16 protein-coding genes, 1 tRNA gene and 1 pseudogene are annotated in these 18,390 nt (G+C 45.4%); 10 read left to right on the forward strand and 8 right to left on the reverse strand.

Going from position 1 to position 18,390, the window contains the following annotated elements; genetic code table 11:
- From D2V05_RS12995 to D2V05_RS13005, 3 genes are all read left to right on the forward strand, one after another.
- On the forward strand, positions 1-774 hold a 774-nt coding region (locus D2V05_RS12995; RefSeq protein ID WP_147378241.1), incomplete at its 5' end, for a bile acid:sodium symporter family protein.
- A 129-nt stretch (positions 775-903) separates the two neighbouring features.
- Positions 904-1,953, forward strand: a complete 1,050-nt coding sequence (locus tag D2V05_RS13000) for a sugar kinase (protein ID WP_119646817.1) — start codon at positions 904-906, stop codon at positions 1,951-1,953.
- 49 nt (positions 1,954-2,002) lie between these two features.
- Entirely contained in the window at positions 2,003-2,671 is a 669-nt protein-coding gene (locus tag D2V05_RS13005; protein ID WP_119648076.1) for a bifunctional 4-hydroxy-2-oxoglutarate aldolase/2-dehydro-3-deoxy-phosphogluconate aldolase, read from the forward strand.
- A 39-nt stretch (positions 2,672-2,710) separates the two neighbouring features.
- Here the strand turns inward: D2V05_RS13005 and D2V05_RS13010 are convergent, their stop codons facing one another.
- The 3 genes from D2V05_RS13010 to ppdK form a co-directional block, all read right to left on the reverse strand.
- Positions 2,711-4,441 carry an alpha/beta hydrolase-fold protein gene (locus D2V05_RS13010; protein WP_119648077.1) on the reverse strand — a complete coding sequence of 577 codons (1,731 nt, stop codon included), beginning with the start codon at positions 4,439-4,441 and terminating at the stop codon, positions 2,711-2,713.
- Positions 4,442-4,540: 99 nt separating this feature from the next.
- Positions 4,541-5,428 carry a cation diffusion facilitator family transporter gene (locus D2V05_RS13015; RefSeq protein WP_119648086.1) on the reverse strand — a complete coding sequence of 296 codons (888 nt, stop codon included), beginning with the start codon at positions 5,426-5,428 and terminating at the stop codon, positions 4,541-4,543.
- 140 nt (positions 5,429-5,568) lie between these two features.
- A complete protein-coding gene (ppdK, locus tag D2V05_RS13020) occupies positions 5,569-8,295 on the reverse strand; it encodes a pyruvate, phosphate dikinase (protein WP_119648078.1) in 2,727 nt (908 codons plus the stop codon).
- A gap of 343 nt (positions 8,296-8,638) precedes the next feature.
- Between ppdK and D2V05_RS13030 the strand changes: the two genes are divergently transcribed.
- The 5 genes from D2V05_RS13030 (at position 8,639) to D2V05_RS13050 (ending at position 12,445) form a co-directional block, all read left to right on the forward strand.
- Positions 8,639-9,241, forward strand: a complete 603-nt coding sequence (locus D2V05_RS13030) for a YceI family protein (RefSeq protein WP_119648080.1) — start codon at positions 8,639-8,641, stop codon at positions 9,239-9,241.
- A 44-nt stretch (positions 9,242-9,285) separates the two neighbouring features.
- Positions 9,286-10,548 (forward strand): hypothetical protein, encoded by a 1,263-nt coding sequence (locus D2V05_RS13035; RefSeq protein ID WP_119648081.1) that lies wholly within the window; start codon positions 9,286-9,288, stop codon positions 10,546-10,548.
- 80 nt (positions 10,549-10,628) lie between these two features.
- The gene (locus D2V05_RS13040; protein ID WP_119648082.1) at positions 10,629-11,228 is read left to right on the forward strand and encodes a YceI family protein; all 600 of its coding nucleotides are present in this window, start codon (positions 10,629-10,631) and stop codon (positions 11,226-11,228) included.
- 165 nt (positions 11,229-11,393) lie between these two features.
- Complete coding sequence (locus D2V05_RS13045; protein ID WP_119648087.1) at positions 11,394-12,269, forward strand: sugar phosphate isomerase/epimerase family protein; 876 nt, start codon at positions 11,394-11,396, stop codon at positions 12,267-12,269.
- A 102-nt stretch (positions 12,270-12,371) separates the two neighbouring features.
- Positions 12,372-12,445, forward strand: a tRNA-Arg gene (locus D2V05_RS13050).
- A gap of 745 nt (positions 12,446-13,190) precedes the next feature.
- On the opposite strand, the pseudogene D2V05_RS19835 reads toward D2V05_RS13050, so the two are convergent.
- The 5 genes and pseudogenes from D2V05_RS19835 to D2V05_RS13070 form a co-directional block, all read right to left on the reverse strand.
- Positions 13,191-14,015, reverse strand: a pseudogene (locus D2V05_RS19835) (recombinase family protein); the annotation flags it as partial.
- Positions 14,012-14,185, reverse strand: coding sequence for a hypothetical protein (locus D2V05_RS19715; protein ID WP_183114835.1), 174 nt, complete (start codon positions 14,183-14,185; stop codon positions 14,012-14,014). The pseudogene D2V05_RS19835 and the gene D2V05_RS19715, both read right to left, overlap by 4 nt.
- A gap of 151 nt (positions 14,186-14,336) precedes the next feature.
- Positions 14,337-14,606 carry a hypothetical protein gene (locus D2V05_RS13060; protein ID WP_119648083.1) on the reverse strand — a complete coding sequence of 90 codons (270 nt, stop codon included), beginning with the start codon at positions 14,604-14,606 and terminating at the stop codon, positions 14,337-14,339.
- An 11-nt stretch (positions 14,607-14,617) separates the two neighbouring features.
- Entirely contained in the window at positions 14,618-15,667 is a 1,050-nt protein-coding gene (locus tag D2V05_RS13065; protein WP_119648084.1) for a relaxase/mobilization nuclease domain-containing protein, read from the reverse strand.
- Positions 15,657-16,004, reverse strand: coding sequence for a plasmid mobilization protein (locus D2V05_RS13070; protein WP_119648085.1), 348 nt, complete (start codon positions 16,002-16,004; stop codon positions 15,657-15,659). Before D2V05_RS13070 ends, D2V05_RS13065 begins: the two co-directional genes overlap by 11 nt.
- 1,217 nt (positions 16,005-17,221) lie before the next feature.
- On the opposite strand from D2V05_RS13070, the gene D2V05_RS13080 reads away from it, so the two are divergent.
- Together D2V05_RS13080 and D2V05_RS13085 are read left to right on the forward strand one after the other, a co-directional pair.
- Positions 17,222-17,497 carry a transposase gene (locus tag D2V05_RS13080; RefSeq protein WP_072882405.1) on the forward strand — a complete coding sequence of 92 codons (276 nt, stop codon included), beginning with the start codon at positions 17,222-17,224 and terminating at the stop codon, positions 17,495-17,497.
- Between the two features lie 23 nt (positions 17,498-17,520).
- On the forward strand, positions 17,521-18,339 hold the full coding sequence (locus D2V05_RS13085) for an IS3 family transposase (protein ID WP_119645567.1): 819 nt from the start codon (positions 17,521-17,523) through the stop codon (positions 18,337-18,339).
- The last annotated feature ends 51 nt before the right edge of the window (positions 18,340-18,390 follow it).

Raw genomic sequence — 18,390 nt, forward strand, 5'->3', positions numbered from 1 at the left:
GGGATCATCAAGTCCCCAAAAGGGGTATTGGTGGGCGTGACCGCACAGTTGGCCATCATGCCGATCATCGGTTACGTACTGGCCAACATCAGCGGTTTTTCTCCTGAGATAGCGGCGGGAATCGTTCTGATCGGTTGCTCCCCGAGCGGGGTGGCCTCCAACGTGATGGCCTACCTGGCCAAGGCCAACCTGGCACTGTCCATTACCATCACCTCCATAGCCACTTTGTTGGCGCCCTTTGTCACCCCCTTGTTGATGAAACTGTTGGCCGGACAGTTCGTGGAGATCGATGTGCTGACCATGATGTGGAGCATCACCAAGATGATCATCCTGCCCATCGGTGCCGGGTTGCTGTTCAACTATTTGTTGCACGGCAAGACCAAATGGTTGGATGACATCATGCCGATGCTTTCCATGTTGGCCATAGGCCTGATCATCATCGTGATCACCGCAGCGGGCAGGGACAGTCTGCTGGATATCGGGGGCATGTTGCTCCTCTTGGTACTCGCACACAACCTTTTCGGCTATTTCTTGGGGTATTGGTTCGCACGGGTGGTGGGGATGGACGAGCGGGATGCCCGTACCATATCCATAGAAGTGGGCATGCAGAACGGGGGATTGGCCTCGGGGATCGCCAATACGTTGGGCAAGATCGCCACCATGGGGCTTGCGCCTGCCGTTTTCGGTCCGCTGATGAACATTACCGGGTCCATACTGGCATCCTATTGGCACAAAAGCGCCCCAGAAAAAGTAGTGTCCGAAATAAAAAGTTAATCAAAAGAATAGAAGAATTGATTGTTTGAGTTAGTTTAGTTTTTCAAGAAGAGCGTACCGCTTTCCCAAGTACGTTCTTCTTTTTCTCAAACAAAATGATATTTTAAGAACCAACTAACATAACAGCATATGAAAGGGACAAAAAAAGTGATCACGTTCGGGGAGATCATGTTACGATTGGCCCCTCCGGGGTTTTTAAGGTTTTCGCAGGCGAACCGTTTCGATGTGGTCTACGGCGGGGGGGAGTCCAATGTGGCGGTATCCCTGGCCAATTATGGCATTCCCGTGGACTTTGTCACCCGGTTGCCCAAGAACGACCTGGGCGAATGTGCCCTGATGGAGATGCGCAAGCGCGGGGTAGGCACGGACAGGATCATCTTCGGTGGGGACCGATTGGGCATCTACTTTTTGGAAACGGGAGCCGTTTCCAGGGGGAGCAAGGTGGTGTACGACCGGGCCCATTCGGCCATGGCGGAGATCCAGAAGGGCATGGTGGACTGGGACAGCGTTTTTGAAGGGGCGGGATGGTTCCACTGGACGGGGATCACCCCGGCCATTTCCCAGGGAGCGGCCGATGCCTGCATCGAGGCGGTAAAGGCGGCGAAAAAGCACGGACTTACCGTTTCCACCGATCTGAACTACAGGGCCAAGCTCTGGAAATACGGAGGGGACCGGGAGGCCATCATGACGGAACTGACCTCATACTGTGACATTATTCTGGGGAACGAGGAAGATGCGGAGAAACATTTCGGGATAAAGCCCGAGGGACTGGACATCACCACACAGGGAGAGCACGTAAAGGCCGAGGCCTTTTTGTCCGTGTGCCAGCAGATGATGAAAAAGTTCCCCAACGCCAAAAAGGTGATCACTACCTTGAGGGGTTCCCTATCGGCCTCGCACAACACCTGGGCCGGGGTATTGTATGACGGAAAAAACATGTTCACTTCCCCGGAATACCAGATCACGCATATCGTGGACCGCGTAGGGGGAGGGGATTCGTTCATGGGCGGATTGATCTACGGATTGCTCACATGGCCCAACAATGACCAGAAAGCGCTTAACTTTGCGGTGGCAGCTTCGTGCTTGAAGCATACGATCGTGGGCGACGCCAATCTGGTGACCGTGGATGAGGTCGAAAAGCTGATGGGAGGCGATGCTTCCGGAAGGGTGGCCAGATAGGACAAAAGTAAAAAAGGTAAAAGTAAAAGGACAAGGGTAAAAGAACGATATGGCAAGATATTCACGGATCGAGGTGGCACGGAAAATGGAGGAAACGGGCATGGTGCCCCTGTTCTACCATCCGGATGTGGAATTGGGAAAGCAGGTGTTGAAGGCCTGTTACGATGGTGGGGCAAGGTTGATGGAATTCACGGCGAGAGGGGATTTTGCCCATGAGGTGTTCACCGAACTGAACAAATATGCGCTCCAAGAACTACCGGGCATGATCATGGGGGTGGGGAGCATCACCGATGCCGCGGCCGCTTCGTTCTACATGCAATTAGGGGCCAACTTTATCGTGACGCCTTCCTTGCGGGAAGACATTGCCGTGGCCTGCAACCGGAGAAAGGTCATGTACAGCCCGGGATGTGGCAGTCTTACGGAGATCGACCGAGCCGAGGAACTGGGGGTGGAGGTGATCAAACTGTTCCCTGGTTCCACGTACGGCCCCGGGTTCGTAAAGGCCATAAAAGGGCCACAGCCATGGACGAGCATCATGCCCACGGGCGGGGTGGATACCAGTGAGGCCAATTTAAAGGCCTGGTTCTCCGCCGGGGTCACCTGTGTGGGCATGGGTTCCCAACTGATCTCAAAGGAAATCCTGGAAAAGAAGGATTTTGCAAAACTGACCGCTACGGTGAAGGAGGTGCTCGGAATAATCCAGTCATTACTAAAGTAACCCGTTATTTAATTTTTTTACTATTGATTGAAGGGTATTTTACTGATACCTCCAACTCGTCAGATCGGCTCCTTGGGGGGCACTTTCCCAAATACGCTCCATAATCTTAGGCACATACATGGTGTTGTACCGCAAACGGCTGATGGCATTGGGCTGGTCGGGGTCGCCGTTCCAGCAGTGTTCCGCACGGTCCCCGTACAACACTTCCCCACTGTAATAGGGGTCGGTAGTGCTTTCCAGAAAATCCTCCATTAAATACACGGCGTTGTTCAAATAATAATTGTCCATGTCGCCACAATAGAGATGGATCTTACCTTTTAGACTTTCTCCCAATTTGTCCCAATCCCGCTCCAAAATGTGGCGTAGGTCATAGTTTTCTTTCCAGTATTCGGCCACCTCGTGGTTGATTTCTCCTGTTTTTTTATCCCAAATGCGCACGGGATAACCATCCTCCCCCTGTGGGGAATAGGTGGCTTCCCAAATATCCCATTGTTGCCCAGATCGGGATTTATCGCCCAAAACCAGTTCCAAATGGTTGCCCTGCCGTAACGTGGATTGGATGTTCCCCAAATAATTGCGATGGGAGGGCACTTCCAGTTTTTTATGTGGGGAATCGTAGTAATAAGCATTCTTGTCCTGGTAAATATTGGTGAGGCAATAGGCCCTAAAGTCGATAGGGTCTGGACATGCGGCAAAGCAACCGTTGTATTCCTCCGGGTATTTGACCTGAACGGCCAAGGCTTCCCAACCACCCGTGGAACCGCCGTACAAGAATCGGGACCATCCTTCGCCCATACCTTGGAACTGCTTTTCGATATACGGAATGAGTTCGTAGGTAATGGCATCTCCCCACGGTCCCTGACTGGCGGAATTCACCGCGTAGGAGTCATCATAATAGGGGGTAGGGTGCTGGATTTCGATAATCAAGAAACGAGGAAAATCAGGGTCGTTCCAACGCTTGTAAAAATCGTAAGCCTCTTGCTGTTGAATGATATTGTACCCATCCAAATCGAAACGTGCCGAGTATTCCGGCTTCAAGTTCGGGTCTGGTGGAGTGGTGCGGAACCCACCAAAATCACTGGGGAAATGCCCATGGAACACCATCAAGGGATATTTGGCTTCGGGATGTTTATCAAAATCCTTGGGCAACAAAATATGGGCACCCAGATACATGTCCCTCCCATAAAAGGCCGACAATTTTTCGGACTTCATTTTGATATGTTTGATCCATTCGGTATCCTCGGGCTCGGGAATGGTTGGAATTTCTTGGTCCATGACCACGGATACGTTTTCAACACCATTACTGCCAACGGTTATTTTGTAGGGTTTGCTATAAAGATTTCCGGGTGAACGGTTCCATTGTTGCCCCTCACCATTGTCCATGGGAAGTTTTACCGTATGGCCTGTGGATAGGTTAAAGGTCTCGTACACATGCAAAAGGGCCTGTACATTATATTCTCCGGGAGGCACATCGGCCAGACTAGGATAAGGATATCCGAAAACAGTTTCATCAAAATTGATGGGTTCCCCTGGAGTCATGCCATCCACGTTCACGCCAAAGATCAGTTGGGTGGACAGCCCATCATTGATCTGGAAGCGGGGTTCCTTACTGTCGTCCGTGGAAAGCATCAAAAGCAGGCGACCATCCTTCTTGTCCGGGCTGATATCCGAAGTAAAACTCACATCGATGCTGTACTTTGAAGTTGTCTTTTTTTCACAGGAAACGAACAAAAGGGAGCAGCAACAAAATAGGAAAAGGAAATTTTTCATGGCGGTTGGAATTTAGATGAAAAAGATACTTCATTTCGGTCACAAACCCATGATAATGTTCAATTTATTGGAATAGCTCAGATCGACTCAAATTTAATTTTACTTGGATCGATTAACAAATTCATTTGGTTCAATATGAATGAGCACATGCCCCAGATTGGGAATTTCCTTTCTCAGATAATCTTTTAGATTATGGGCAATCCAATGTCCTTTTTCCACGGAAATGGAACCATCCACAATGGCATGCAAGTCAACATGGTATTTCATGCCCGATTTTCGGATGAAACATTTTTCGGTACCCAGAATGCCATCGACCTCCAAGGATGTTTTTCTGATTTCCAAAATGAGGTCATCGTATTGGTGTTCATCCATGATCTCCCCCAAAGCAGGTCTAAAAATCAAGTAGCTGTTATAAAGGATAAAGGCCGAAGCCAAAAGTGCCGCCCAATCGTCAGCCGTTTCATATCCCTTGCCAAAAATGAGGGCAATGGAAATGCCAATAAAGGCCATAACGGAGGTAATAGCATCGCTGCGATGGTGCCAAGCATCGGCCTTAAGAGAGGAACTGTGGGTCTGTTTGCTTTTTCGGATTACGACCTGATAGGAAATCTCTTTCCACAAGATGATGGCCCCCAAAACAAACAAGGTCCATGATTCCGGGGTTTTGTGAGGTGTTTGAATGTGCAGGATACTTTCGTAAGCGATAATGGTGGCGGAAGTCACTAAAAAAGCCACGACCACGAAGGTAATCAGGGGTTCAATCTTGCCATGACCGTAAGGATGATTTTCATCGGCGGGTTTCTTGGCATATTTGAGTCCAAAGAGCACCAAAAGGGAAGAAAAAATATCGGTGGTCGATTCGATGGCATCGGCAATCAAGGCGTATGAATTTCCAAAGAACCCGGCCAGACCTTTGATGAGTGCCAAGCTTGCATTGCCAATAATGCTAAAATAAGTGGTTCGTATGGCGGTCTGTTCGTTACTTATGGTATTCACTGGCATTGATTGCTATGACTGCAAATTAGATAAAAATTTAGGGATAGGGGCCAACGATAAAATAAAAACCCCGGCACTTGATGGCTCTTCAAGGCCGGGGATTCAAAAAACAGAATGGTTAGGTAATGGCTTTACTTCGTTGCTATTGCTGCCTGTGCAGCGGCCACCCTAGCGATAGGCACCCTGTAAGGGGAGCAGCTCACATAGTTCATATCCACGGTTTGACAGAAACCTACGGAGCTTGGTTCACCACCGTGCTCACCGCAGATTCCCACTTTTAATCCGGGATGGGTTTGTCGTCCCCTTTTGGTACCCATTTCTATCAATTGGCCAACGCCTTTTTGATCTAATACTTCAAAGGGATCCGCTTTTAAAATTCCTTTCTCCAAATAGATGGGCAGGAATTTACCGGAGTCGTCCCTGGAGTATCCAAAAGTCATCTGGGTCAAGTCATTGGTTCCAAAAGAGAAGAAGTCGGCAATTTTGGCAATTTCATCCGCTACCAAAGTGGCCCTTGGGGTTTCTATCATAGTACCCACGGAATATTCCACAGAATCTTTACGTCTTTTGAAGAGTTCTTGGGCAGTGTTATCGATCACTTCTTTTTGCTGTCTGAATTCTTCAACTGTACCTACCAAGGGAACCATAATCTCAGGTTTGGTATCGATGCCTTCTTTTTTCAAGTGAAGCGCAGCTTCCAAAATGGCCTGGGTCTGCATCTCAGTGATCTCAGGATAGGTATTTCCCAAACGGCAACCACGGTGTCCCAACATGGGGTTGAATTCTTCCAATTCCGCTACTTTGCTTTTTACGGAAGCCAAAGAGATATGAAGGTCATCTGCCAATTCTTTTTGGGTGGCCAATTGGTGAGGCACAAACTCGTGCAATGGAGGGTCCAACAACCGAACGGTTACGGGATAACCCTTCATGGCCCGGAAGATACCCTCAAAGTCACCACGTTGCATGGGCAATAGCTCCTTTAAGGCCTGTTTACGACCTTTGATGGTATCGGCCAAGATCATTTCGCGCATGGCCTTGATACGGTCCACTTCAAAGAACATATGCTCGGTACGGGTCAACCCGATACCTTTGGCACCAAAACTGCGGGCTATTTCTGCATCTTTTGGCGTATCGGCATTAGTGCGTACTTCCATTTTTGCGTAGGTATCGGAAAGTTTCATCAATTCAGCAAATTCACCGCTCAATTCAGGCTCCTTGGTGGCTACTTTGCCTTCCAAGATGTTACCGGTAGATCCATTGATGGAAATCCAGTCACCTTCGTGGTACTCATGATCTCCTACTTTTAGGGTCCTTGTCTTATAATTGATTTTTAAGGCACCTGCACCGGAAACACAACATTTACCGATACCTCTGGCTACTACGGCTGCGTGGGAGGTCATACCACCGCGGGCGGTCACGATACCTTTGGCCACGTTCATGCCTTCCACATCTTCTGGAGAAGTTTCCACACGGACCAGAATACTGTTTTTGTATTTGTTGGCCTCATCGGCAAAGAATACAATCTGACCGGTTGCCGCACCAGGGGATGCCGGTAAACCTTGGGCGATCACTTCGGCTTCTTCCAAAGCTTCGGGATCGAAGATGGGGTGCAATAGTTCGTTTAGTTTATTGGGCTCTACGCGCATTAGGGCCTTTTTTTCATCGATTAATCCCTCTTTGAGCAGATCCATGGCAATTTTGACCATGGCCGCACCGGTGCGTTTTCCGTTACGGGTCTGCAAGATCCAAAGTTTACCTTGTTGAATGGTGAACTCCATATCTTGCATATCCTGATAATGGGTTTCCAATTTGTTTTGGTATTCGAAGAGTTCCTTATAGATTTCGGGCATCAATTCTTCAAGGGAAGGGTATTTTTCTTTGCGTTCTTCCTCATCTATCTGTGCAAGTTGGGCCCAGCGTTGTGATCCCAATAAGGTAATCTGTTGAGGGGTACGTACACCGGCCACTACATCTTCTCCTTGTGCATTGATCAGGTATTCCCCATTGAACACGTTTTCCCCGGTTCCGGCATCCCGGGTAAAGCATACGCCGGTACCAGAGTCGTCGCCCATGTTTCCAAAGACCATGGCCTGTACGTTCACTGCGGTTCCCCAATCTTCTGGGTATCCGTGCATTTTTCTATAGTAAATGGCCCTGTCACCGTTCCAGCTATCGAACACAGCGGCCACGGCACCCCATAGTTGGTCCCATGGGTTGGTAGGGAAGGGTTTTCCTGTTCTTTTCTTTACAATATCCTTAAAGTCGTACACGAGGTCCTGAAGATCTTGAACGGTGAACTGGGTATCGTGTTCAATGCGACGTTTATCCTTTAAATGATCCATGATTTCCTCAAAGGGATCCAGATCATCCTTGGATTCTGGTTTGAGGCCCATCACCACGCTACTGTACATTTGAATGAAACGTCGGTAAGAGTCCCATGCAAAACGATCGTTACCCGTCATTTTGATGACCCCTTTTACCGATTCATCATTTAATCCCAGATTAAGGACGGTGTCCATCATCCCCGGCATGGATACCCTTGCTCCGGAACGAACGGAAATCAACAGTGGATTTTCATCATCCCCAAATATGGCACCCATGGTTTCCTCAATACGAGTAATGGCTTCCCTTACTTCGGGTTCTATGCGATTGATGACCGCCTCTTTGCCTTCTTGATTATATTGGGTACAAACTTCAGTGGTAATGGTAAAGCCTGGTGGCACCGGAATTCCGATTCGGCTCATTTCTGCTAGGTTGGCTCCTTTGCCTCCTAGTAGCTCCTTCATGTCGCGACTGCCATCGGCCTTTTTATTCCCAAAGGAATAGACGCTGAGTTGGTTTGCTGTAAGTGTTTCCATCTTGATCTTTATTAAGAAGTTGATAAGTGCTAAAATCTGTATGTAAAATTAGCGGCTAATGCTTGCCCAGAACATGATAAAAATCAGTGTTTTAAGGCTGACAACTTGATAGATGGTATAGAAAGGGAATTCCAAGTCCTTGTTGATGATTTGTACCCATGAAATGATCTTTAACCTTAGCTGAAATGCAAAAATATGTGGGTATAAATCGTTAAAAATCAGAAAAATATAAAAAATATGTAACATAGGTTACTTAAAATCAGTCAGTTAGGAAAATACTGACATTTATCATCTTTTGAGATTCATCCCTGTATGAACTTTGTCTCATCAAAACCGAAATACTATGCAATCACAAGTCAGAAAAAACCAGTTATCATTTAGGGCTGTCATCATGTTGATGACCTTCGGTCTCATTCCAATAGCGTTGGCTGCTCAAAGCTTTCAGCTAAGTAAAACGGAAGGGGAAGTCATGGTCACTGGAACCTCTACCCTACATGACTGGGAGGAGGTAGCCGAACAGAGAAGCGGATCCATGGCAATCGATATGACCGGGGAGCTTCCATCCATCAGTTCATTAAAATTCACCGTAGAGGCGGAAAGCCTTAAAAGTGGTCATGACGGAATGGACAAGAACACGTACAAGGCCTTGAACACCGACAAGCACAAAGAGATTGTCTTTAAAATGGGTGAAGTAAAAAGCATTTCTCCAGTTGTTTCTACCACTAATAAATATAAGGTGGTGGCATCGGGTGATTTGACCATCGCAGGTAAGACGAACAAGGTAGATTTACCTTTCACCCTCACCGTAAACGGAGGCAAGGCAGTCTTGGAAGGTAAGAAACCTTTGAAAATGACCGATTTCGGCATCGAGCCTCCCAAGGCCCTCTTGGGGACCATCAAGACCGGTGATGAAATAGAAGTGCACTACAATACCATATGGAAATAACAATAAAAATCAATAAATAATACTCAACTTAAAAATCTATAACAATGAGAAAATATGTAAAACACGGATTATTGGCTGCTGCAATTTTCGCAGGCTTTTGGGGCTATTCCCAAAACCGTCAATTGGATAATTATCGAGCTCCCGATAAGAATGGCATCAATGTTTTTGAGGCCCCCAAAGATAGCGTTTTGACCTTTGATGGTGTAAAAGTGAGGGTGGGTGGATCATCAACCCTTCAGTTCCAAGCTTTGGACCATGAGAACTCAGGTGCTGTGGAATTGATCCCAATAGGTGACAACTTTAACCTGGCCACCGCAAACCTTGATTTGGATGTGGCCTTGGCCAAAGGTGTGCGTATGCACTTGAGGACTTACCTTTCCTCTAGGCACCATCCAGAGCCTTATGTTAAAGGAGGTTATTTCCAAGTGGATAATTTGGATTTCATCAGCCCTGGATTCTTGGAAGATGCCATGAAGTATTTGACCATTAAAGTAGGGCATATGGAAAACAACTATGGTGATGCCCACTTCAGAAGGACCGATAACGCCCAAGCTATTTACAACCCTTTTGTGGGTAACTTGATCATGGACGCTTTCACAACCGAGGTAGGTGGTGAGGTGTATTTCAGGAAAAATGGTTTCATCGGTATGTTCGGACTTACCAATGGTAAATTGAACCAAGCCGTGAACAATCCAGATCAAACAGGTGCCTCCATTTTGGCCAAGTTGGGATATGACAAACAATTGAGCGACGATTTCAGATTGCGTATCACAGGATCCATGTACAGCACTGGAAAATCCGGACATGTGTACCTATACAGTGCTGACCGTACCGGTTCTAGATACTACTTGGTAATGGAAAATACTGAAGCCTCTACATCCAGTAATTTCCGTTCTGGTAGATATGACCCAGGAATGAGCAACGAGATCACTTCCTTTATGATCAACCCTTTCTTGAAATACAAAGGATTGGAATTCTTCGGTACCATTGAAACAGCAAGTGGAAAAGCTAATGCTGAAACCGATAAAAGGAATGCCACCCAATTTGCTGGAGAGTTGGTATACCGTTTCGGAAACAGCGAAAACTTCTACTTAGCCGGTCGATACAATACCGTTAACGCAGAAACCGCCGCTGGTGAAGACGTTACCATTGATAGGCTACAATTGGGATTGGGTGCCTTCTTGACCAAGAATATCCTTGCCAAGTTCGAGTATGTGAACCAAACCTATGATGGATACAGTGACACAAGTATCTTCAATGAAGGTAAATTTAATGGGGTTTTGTTAGAGGCAGTAATCAGCTTCTAAGGCCCTTTGGTTTTAATGACGAAAGACCTAGGGCAATTTTGTCCTAGGTCTTCAAACTAAAATCCGTATATTTAGTAGACATGTTATCCACACTTCCACATATCACCAAATACCTATGGGCGATTCCCACATTGCTCCTTTGGTTGACCGATCCTGACCCGGAACGCGAAGCCACGGTGAGGGTGGCTCCTGAAAGTGAAGTGGTCATTTCGGGAACAACAAACGTCAATCAATTTTCTTGCAAGTACAACCTTCATGAACTGGAACTGCCTATAAGGTTAACCTACGATGAGAAGGCGCAGCATATCTTGTTTAAAAATGCAAGACTAAAGTTGGCCAATGATTGCTTCGATTGCGGTGGCAAGACCATAAACAAGGACTTTAGGGAACTCTTGCAAACTAAGCAACACCCCGAGGTTGAACTGAAACTTTTATATGTAGACCCTCCACAACCCGATAGACAGACCATATCAGTGGGCATGGAAATCAAGATAGCCGGTGTGGCACGTAAATACGAATCCATTTTAAACTGTGAACAAAAAGAGGGCATCTGTGTAAAAGGGACCTTGTCCTTAAAATTGACGGACTTTGGTCTTGAGCCGCCCCGCAAGGTTTTGGGGATGATCAAGGTGGACAATGACATACAAGTTCACATGGCCCTTCAGATGAACGAAATTTAATGTAACAGGTACTCATGTTTAAAAATCCGTTGTGATGATCCATCCAACGGATTTTTTGGTTTGTGATACTATCAAAACCAAAGGGGGTCAAATAACATATAAATTATGAATAAAGCAGTATATTGTGGGGCATTTGAAACTAAAATTTAACTACAGACTATAATGATGAACAAATTTTTATCAAAACAGGGAAAAATTATTTTTTCTTCCCTTTTCGTGGCCTTTTTGGCCCTTTCGTGTAACTCACAAAATAAATTTGGGGGATTGGCCCTATATACCGTAAGGGATGATATGGGCAAGGATGCCAAGGCGACTTTGGATAAAGTGGCCGATGCCGGTTATGCCTACGTAGAAGCGGCCGGTTATAATGAAGGAAAGTTCTATGGGATGGCCCCAGAAGATTTCAAAGCGTATTTGGAAAGCAAAGGCTTGAAACCCGTTAGTACACACATGGGCATGGTAACCTTGGAAAATGCCGATCAATTGATTGCGGATGTAAAGGCCGCTGGGTTTGAATATTTTACCATTCCAGTGCCACCAATGGGCATGTTTACTTTTGACCCTGATACCAGAACGATGGGCATGAAGGGTACCATGGAGGACTTTGCCAATGTATTGACCACCTTAGGGAAGAAGTGCGAGGCAGCTGGATTGAAATTGTTGTACCATAACCATGATTTTGAGTATAAAGAAAATGCTGATGGAATAGTTCCGATTGTTTATTTGTTGGAGCACACAGACCCAAAATACGTGAACTTCCAAATGGATTTGTTCTGGGTGACCAAGGCTGGTGCCGATCCTGTCGCGTACTTTGAAAAATACCCGGGAAGGTTCAAATCATGGCATGTGAAAGATATGGACGAAGAAGGGAAGTTCGCACCAGTTGGGGAAGGAACCATTGATTTTGGTAGAATTTTAAAGGAAAAGAAAACTGCTGGAATGGTCAAGTATTTTGTGGAGCAGGATATGACCTGGGATAAAAAGCCTTTGGAGGTAATCGTCATTAGCCATGAAGGCCTTAAAAAGATAGGTTTCGACTAAAAATGGCTTGATGATTGACCGGGATTTCTTGAAATCTGACAAGAAACCAAAAAAATATTTTTTACAACGGTTGACATTAGTATCTTTGCACCCGCAAAGTCGGGTCGCGTAGCTCAGCTGGATAGAGCATCTGCCTTCTAAGCAGACGGTCGAAGGTTCGAATCCTTCCGCGATCACTAAAGGGGATTTTCTACAAAACGAGTGGAAGTCCCCTTTTTCTTTACCTTTCAAATCCCCTGTGAACAAAGAGATTGCGCCAAAAATCTCATTGATCCGAAAAGTTCGAACTGCCTTGTTTTTGAAGTCATACCCAATCCCGTCGGGGAAGACCATATATTGTATGGCCCTTTTGGTTTCCAAATCACCTAACTTCCACAATTCAGGAAGGTTACAGGCATAACCGAGTGCCAATTTTATGGACTTTTTGAGGTTCGAACTATTTATTTCCCCATTTTCCATTTTCTCCTCCAGTTCCCTTTTTTTGGCTTTCAGTTCTGGCATGAAAAGATCGTACTGGGACTTTGTGATCTCGTTCAGAACGACGAATCTTCTCTCCAATGTGTCAATCCTTCCTTTAAGTTGGCCGAGTTCTTTGGTCAACCGCTTCTGGTCCTGAAGTGTCTCTTGGTTTTTATCGATCAAGGTGTCGTGTACGATATCGGTCAATGGCTCGATATACTTTTTGTCAGCTATGGTATAATTGCCCAACAAGTCCAAAAACTCATTATGGAGCTTATTGGCACTTCTGTTTTCCTTGCTGCCCTTACGTCTGTTCTTGTAATAGTACAGTCCCTTTTTCTTGACGATATACCCAGTGTAGGGCGTTCCACAGACCGAAGATCTGACAAACATTTTCAACGGCAGGTTTTCGTCATCGAACGAATATTTCTTCGGTGGCTCACCTGCATGGAGCAGATTGTGGATCTTGAGAAACATTTCTTTCGAGATGAGGGCCTCGTGTTTCCCCTGGATCACTTCACCGGGAATAAGACTGTTCACGATAAGCCCACAATAGAACGGGTTTCTAAAAAGGTCCGTCAATCTTTTTGCATGTATGTTCAGGCCCTTGTCTTTCAGACGCTTTGCAATCTCGACATGGGACATATTGGAATTTGCCTTCCATAAAAAAGCCTGTTTGAGCAATCTTCCTTCCTCCGAGATCACAAAATTCGGGATCTTCCCTTTCCCGGGATTCGTATTGGTATATCCAAATGGATAGGCACCCGTCCAATGGCCCCTTCGCAGTTTTTCCCGCATTCCAGTAATGGATTTGTCCCTACGGATCTGGTTATCGAAATGGGAGAACATATGGTACAGGTTTTCCTGGAACGTACCCGCACTTGTGGTCACATCGATTTCTTGGGTGGCCGATATAACGGCCACTCCCTGCTTTTTTAACTGTTCGCTGATATACGCGCCGTTCGCGCCCGTGCGCGAAAACCTATCGTAGGAATAGACGATGATATAGCCGATGTTCTTTCTCCTTTTGACATAGCTGAGCATCCTTTGGAACTCCCTGCGCTCATCGCTCTTTGCTGATTCATAGGTTCCCCCGAAATATTCCAACACCTCCAATTCTTTTCGAATTGCATATTCTTGGCAATATTTGAGTTGGGTAGTCAGGCTGGCATTGTTGTCAAATTGCTCCTTACTGGAAACACGGGTGTAGATGACCGCCGTATTGTTCTTTCCTATGATCCTTCCCTTTTCCTTTTTCGCAAATTGACTGAATACCTCTAAGTTCATGTGTTCCCTTTTTGGACATGGCGGCAAACTATGTTGGCGAGTTTCCGAAGTTGTTCCACGATCCTTTCCGCTTCTTCCTCCGGGCAATCCTCGAAACCTTTATAAGTCTTGAGCCATGTACTGTTGAATGTTCTGTTTTTCTGCCTTGGTTCAATGATTGAGTTGGACATTTCAGTTAAATAGCAATAGCTCCTAAATCTTCAAGGTCACTACCGTATTTGCAAAGCAGGCTTTAATTTACCCTTTTTAACTATTTAAATCCAGTATAGGATGACAATTTTATCCCTTGAATATCAATGGTTGGTTAACTTCTTTTAGTTTTTATTGGGAGAGGACTTTTTTCCTGAAGATCCTGTTCACACAGACGATCTTACCATTGCTTTGTTTGATTTCCAGATTTTGAAAATCGTGTTGTTTCAACATATCGACGATACGCTCCCCTGTGTCCAATCGTTCCAGACCTTCTATGGTATCGACCTCTCCATTTTTGATGATCACTTTGATGGACAGGAACCTCTTGCTGCGTAACATTTCCAATACCTGGATCTCGGAAGGGGACAATCCTGAATGTTCTTGCTTGTTGTTTTCCATAAGTTCAAGTTCTACAGGCCCAGCCCTTTCCTTTTTTTCTTTCTTTTGGACTTTTTCCTCGCACCATGGTCACTGAGTTCCAGTTTGAAAGGGGTCCAGTCCGTTTCATTTACCAAGGGCCCGGTCATTCCATTTCCCTCAATTTTTCCCACATGACCTTTTGATTGTTGATCAGGATCTTCAGTGCCTTTTGTAACTCCCTCACTTCTTGGCTCAGGTTTGATTGCTGTTCCATGGTTTCCTTCATTAGCTCTATCAGTTCCCCGTTCTTTTCCATTAGTTGATAGTATAACTGAACGGTCTCTGTCTTGCCCATAATCGATTTGTTTTACGATACTGTTCCATGAAAATTTTTTACCAAGGGTACTGCCTTTGTACACTACGCCTTGATGGTTGAACGATATGCCCGAGACCCTGCCCGTGGTCTTGCTTATGTTGAACCTGGGCGAAATACCGTTCGATTCTAGCATTAAAATAAATTCGGCCGTATTCGATGCTTTTTCGATTGCTAAACCAATTTTATCCTGAAGGATAAGTTTGATGGGCAGATTTCCAGTCCTAAGGGTTTTCTCGATTTCCTTTTGACTAAGTGACTTTTTGGTTCCGTTCTTTACCAGAATTTGGGTCAGTCCATATTTCCTCTCCAGATCATTGAGCACTTCCCGGCTTCTTCTTTTGATGTTACTGTCACTTACCAATCTACCCGAATACCTGACCCTATTGGCCACGATATGGATGTGCTCATGTTCGGTATCGGTATGGCGGTACATGATGAACTGGTTGTTGTCAAAACCCATCTTCATCAGATAGTCGCAACCCAATGAAGCAAATTCTTTATCGTCCAATTGGTCAGAGTACGGCAGGTTCAAGGAAACATGGAATACCGCATTGCCCAATCCTGGCCGCAATTGCCTAATCAAATTGAATTCCTGTGTCATGTTTACCGCTGTGGATTGTTCGATATTGGAATCGATGACATATCCTACTCCTTCGTTTACCTTTTTTTCATTGTAGGCCAGAACTCGGTAGAAGTCTTTCCCTATGGTTATCTTACCTATCATCGTTCGAGATATTTGATTTGAGCTGTTTCAATAGCATTTTTACCTCCTCCAATTGTTTAGATATACTGAACGGGTCATGGATGCCAGAGTTCGATACCCTGGCGAGTTGGTTCAGGTTGTTTCCCATCCGGCTCAGCCCGATAAATATTTTTCGGTCCAATGGGCTTACCTTTTTATTCGGCAACGATTTTCCTGTACATTTTCTTCGGATATATTCAGCTGTGGACAATCCAATTGTCTCCGCATTGTTGCCAATGATCACGTATTCACTTTGTGAAACCCTAAAGGCGATAACTACTGTTCGTTGTTTTGATATGTCCATTTTAGGTCTTGCCATTTGCCATGAATTTGGTATTGTTCTAAAGGTCACTTGTAAACGAAGTGAGCAGTTTTTGTTTACAAAAACACAACTTGCTTCGTGACCTCTGAGAACAAACCTATTATCATTTATTTATGGGAACCTACTTTGCAGTACAAGATGTTATGTACGGTAAATCCATGTAGTTTATTTTAAAACAAAACTTGTACGGAATCGCAGCAATGAGTATCTATGGAAAGGGAGAGAAAATGCCCAATGGTTACCTATCCACGTAGTCCTTGGCATATTTGGCCCATTGCACCAAATCTTAATTTTAAGCCTACTAAAGGGACTGATATCTTAGGTATCGACTATCTAAACAAGATATCATAAAAACTTATTTCCTTCTTTGAATAATGGTGTGAGCAGAACCATTTCGAACAGGCTGAAAAAGCTTGATTGTCCAATTAATGAAACCCGACAGATAGGTCTCAACATTTCGGGACTTGCCCCAGTTTGCTTTGCCCAGTCCGATTTTTATGTCTGTTACGAAACAAAAATGGGAAGGGATAAAAGTACCATTCTCTCAACATATCATTGTTTCTGATGGTTGACATGCATTTTACTTATATCCATTTCCTTTGTGTATATAATCATTTAAATGTATAATTGAATAATTGTATGAATATATATGTCTACGTCATTTGGGACATTTTTGAAAAGGTCCATAGGTTTTCAAAATCATCATTAAACTTATTTTTAACCATTCTTGTTTTAAGAATAGGGAGAATTATACCATTGTGGAATACAAGAAACATCCAACCTTTTCTTCTTTCTCCCTTTCCACAATGAGCGCCCAACGGGGATGCCCTCTCAAGCCAAAAATGTAGTGGTTCATTAATAGATAGTTGCCAATTTGACGGGATGCAAGGAGTTTTTTAAAATCGGTGAAAGATATAATGCAAGAGGTGACTTTTTTCGACCTCTTGCGTTTATGTACGACCCCTAGGATGTTGAAAATCTGGACTAAAAGGAAAGGCTTTTCAACTTCAGCATGGACAAAAAAATATTGGAAAACCGTAAATTGGTTAAAAAAGCAATACTCAAAAGAAGGAAAGAGCACCAAATTCAAAAGTTGAAGCAACTGGAAAATTATATTAGCAACCTGACTTTATTGACTTTAAAAGCTGTACTTCGCAAAACTGTAGATACCCCAAAAACTAGGGCAGTAAGTTTAATCATTAAATTTACTGAATATGACACGAAGAAAGTTTACCCCGAAGTTCAAGACCAAAGTGGTCCTGGAAGCCTTGAAGGAACGGCATAGCCTTGCCGAACTTGCCCAGAAGTACGAGATACACCCTACCCAGATCAGCGCTTGGAAGCGCGATTTCCTTGATGGGGCCGAGCAGGTGTTCGAATCGGGCAAGAAGGATGCCCGCAGCGAGACCGAAAGGGAGAAGGACAAACTTCTAAAGGCCATAGGCCAGTTGAAGGTCGAGAACGATTTTTTAAAGGACGCCTTGCGCTGAGACCACTCTCCGAACGCAGAAAAATGATACGCAAGGGTCATTCCAAGATGAGCATTGCAAGGCAGTGCAGAACATTGTCGGTCCATCGCTCGGGGCTCTATTACAGGCCAAGGGGCGAGAGCGAACTGAACCTGAGGCTCATGCGCGAGATGGACGAGCATTACCTCCACCATCCCTTCAAAGGGGCCAAGCGGATGCACATCTGGCTGACCAGGGACAGAGGGTACAAGGTGAGCAGGAACCGTATCGAACGGCTCTATTACAAGGTAATGGGCCTCAGGGCCGTCCTTCCGGGAAAACATACCTCCCGAAGGTGCAAGGACCACAGAACGTATCCGTACCTGCTGAGGAACCTGACCGTTGACAGGCCCAATCAGGTCTGGGCCACAGATATTACCTATATCCCCATGCAACAGGGATATCTCTATCTGGTGGCCATCATCGACCTGCACAGCCGCTATGTCCTGAACTGGAGCGTGTCCAATTCCATGGATGCCCAATGGTGCAGGGAAACATTGGAAGAGACCATAGGTGAGCACGGGACACCGGAGATCCTCAATACGGACCAGGGGAGCCAGTTCACTGCCGAGGAGTTTGCCAACTATGTTTTGGGTCAGGGAATACGCCTGAGCATGGACGGCAAGGGAAGGGCCACCGACAATGCCTTTATCGAAAGGCTTTGGAGGAATGTAAAGTATGAGAAAATCTATCTGAACCCTCCAAAGGATGGTATGGAACTCTATCTGTTATTGGCAGAGTACTTTGATTATTACAACCATGAAAGAAGACATCAGTCCATCGACTATGAAAGACCCATCGATCTATTCAAGAGAGCAGCTTGATAATTATATTGGTTTTGTAGAAAAACTGTCCTAAAGATCGGGGTATCTACA

It is taken from the genome of Flagellimonas pelagia, from assembly GCF_003584135.1.
GTDB classification, from domain to species: Bacteria; Bacteroidota; Bacteroidia; order Flavobacteriales; family Flavobacteriaceae; genus Flagellimonas; species Flagellimonas pelagia.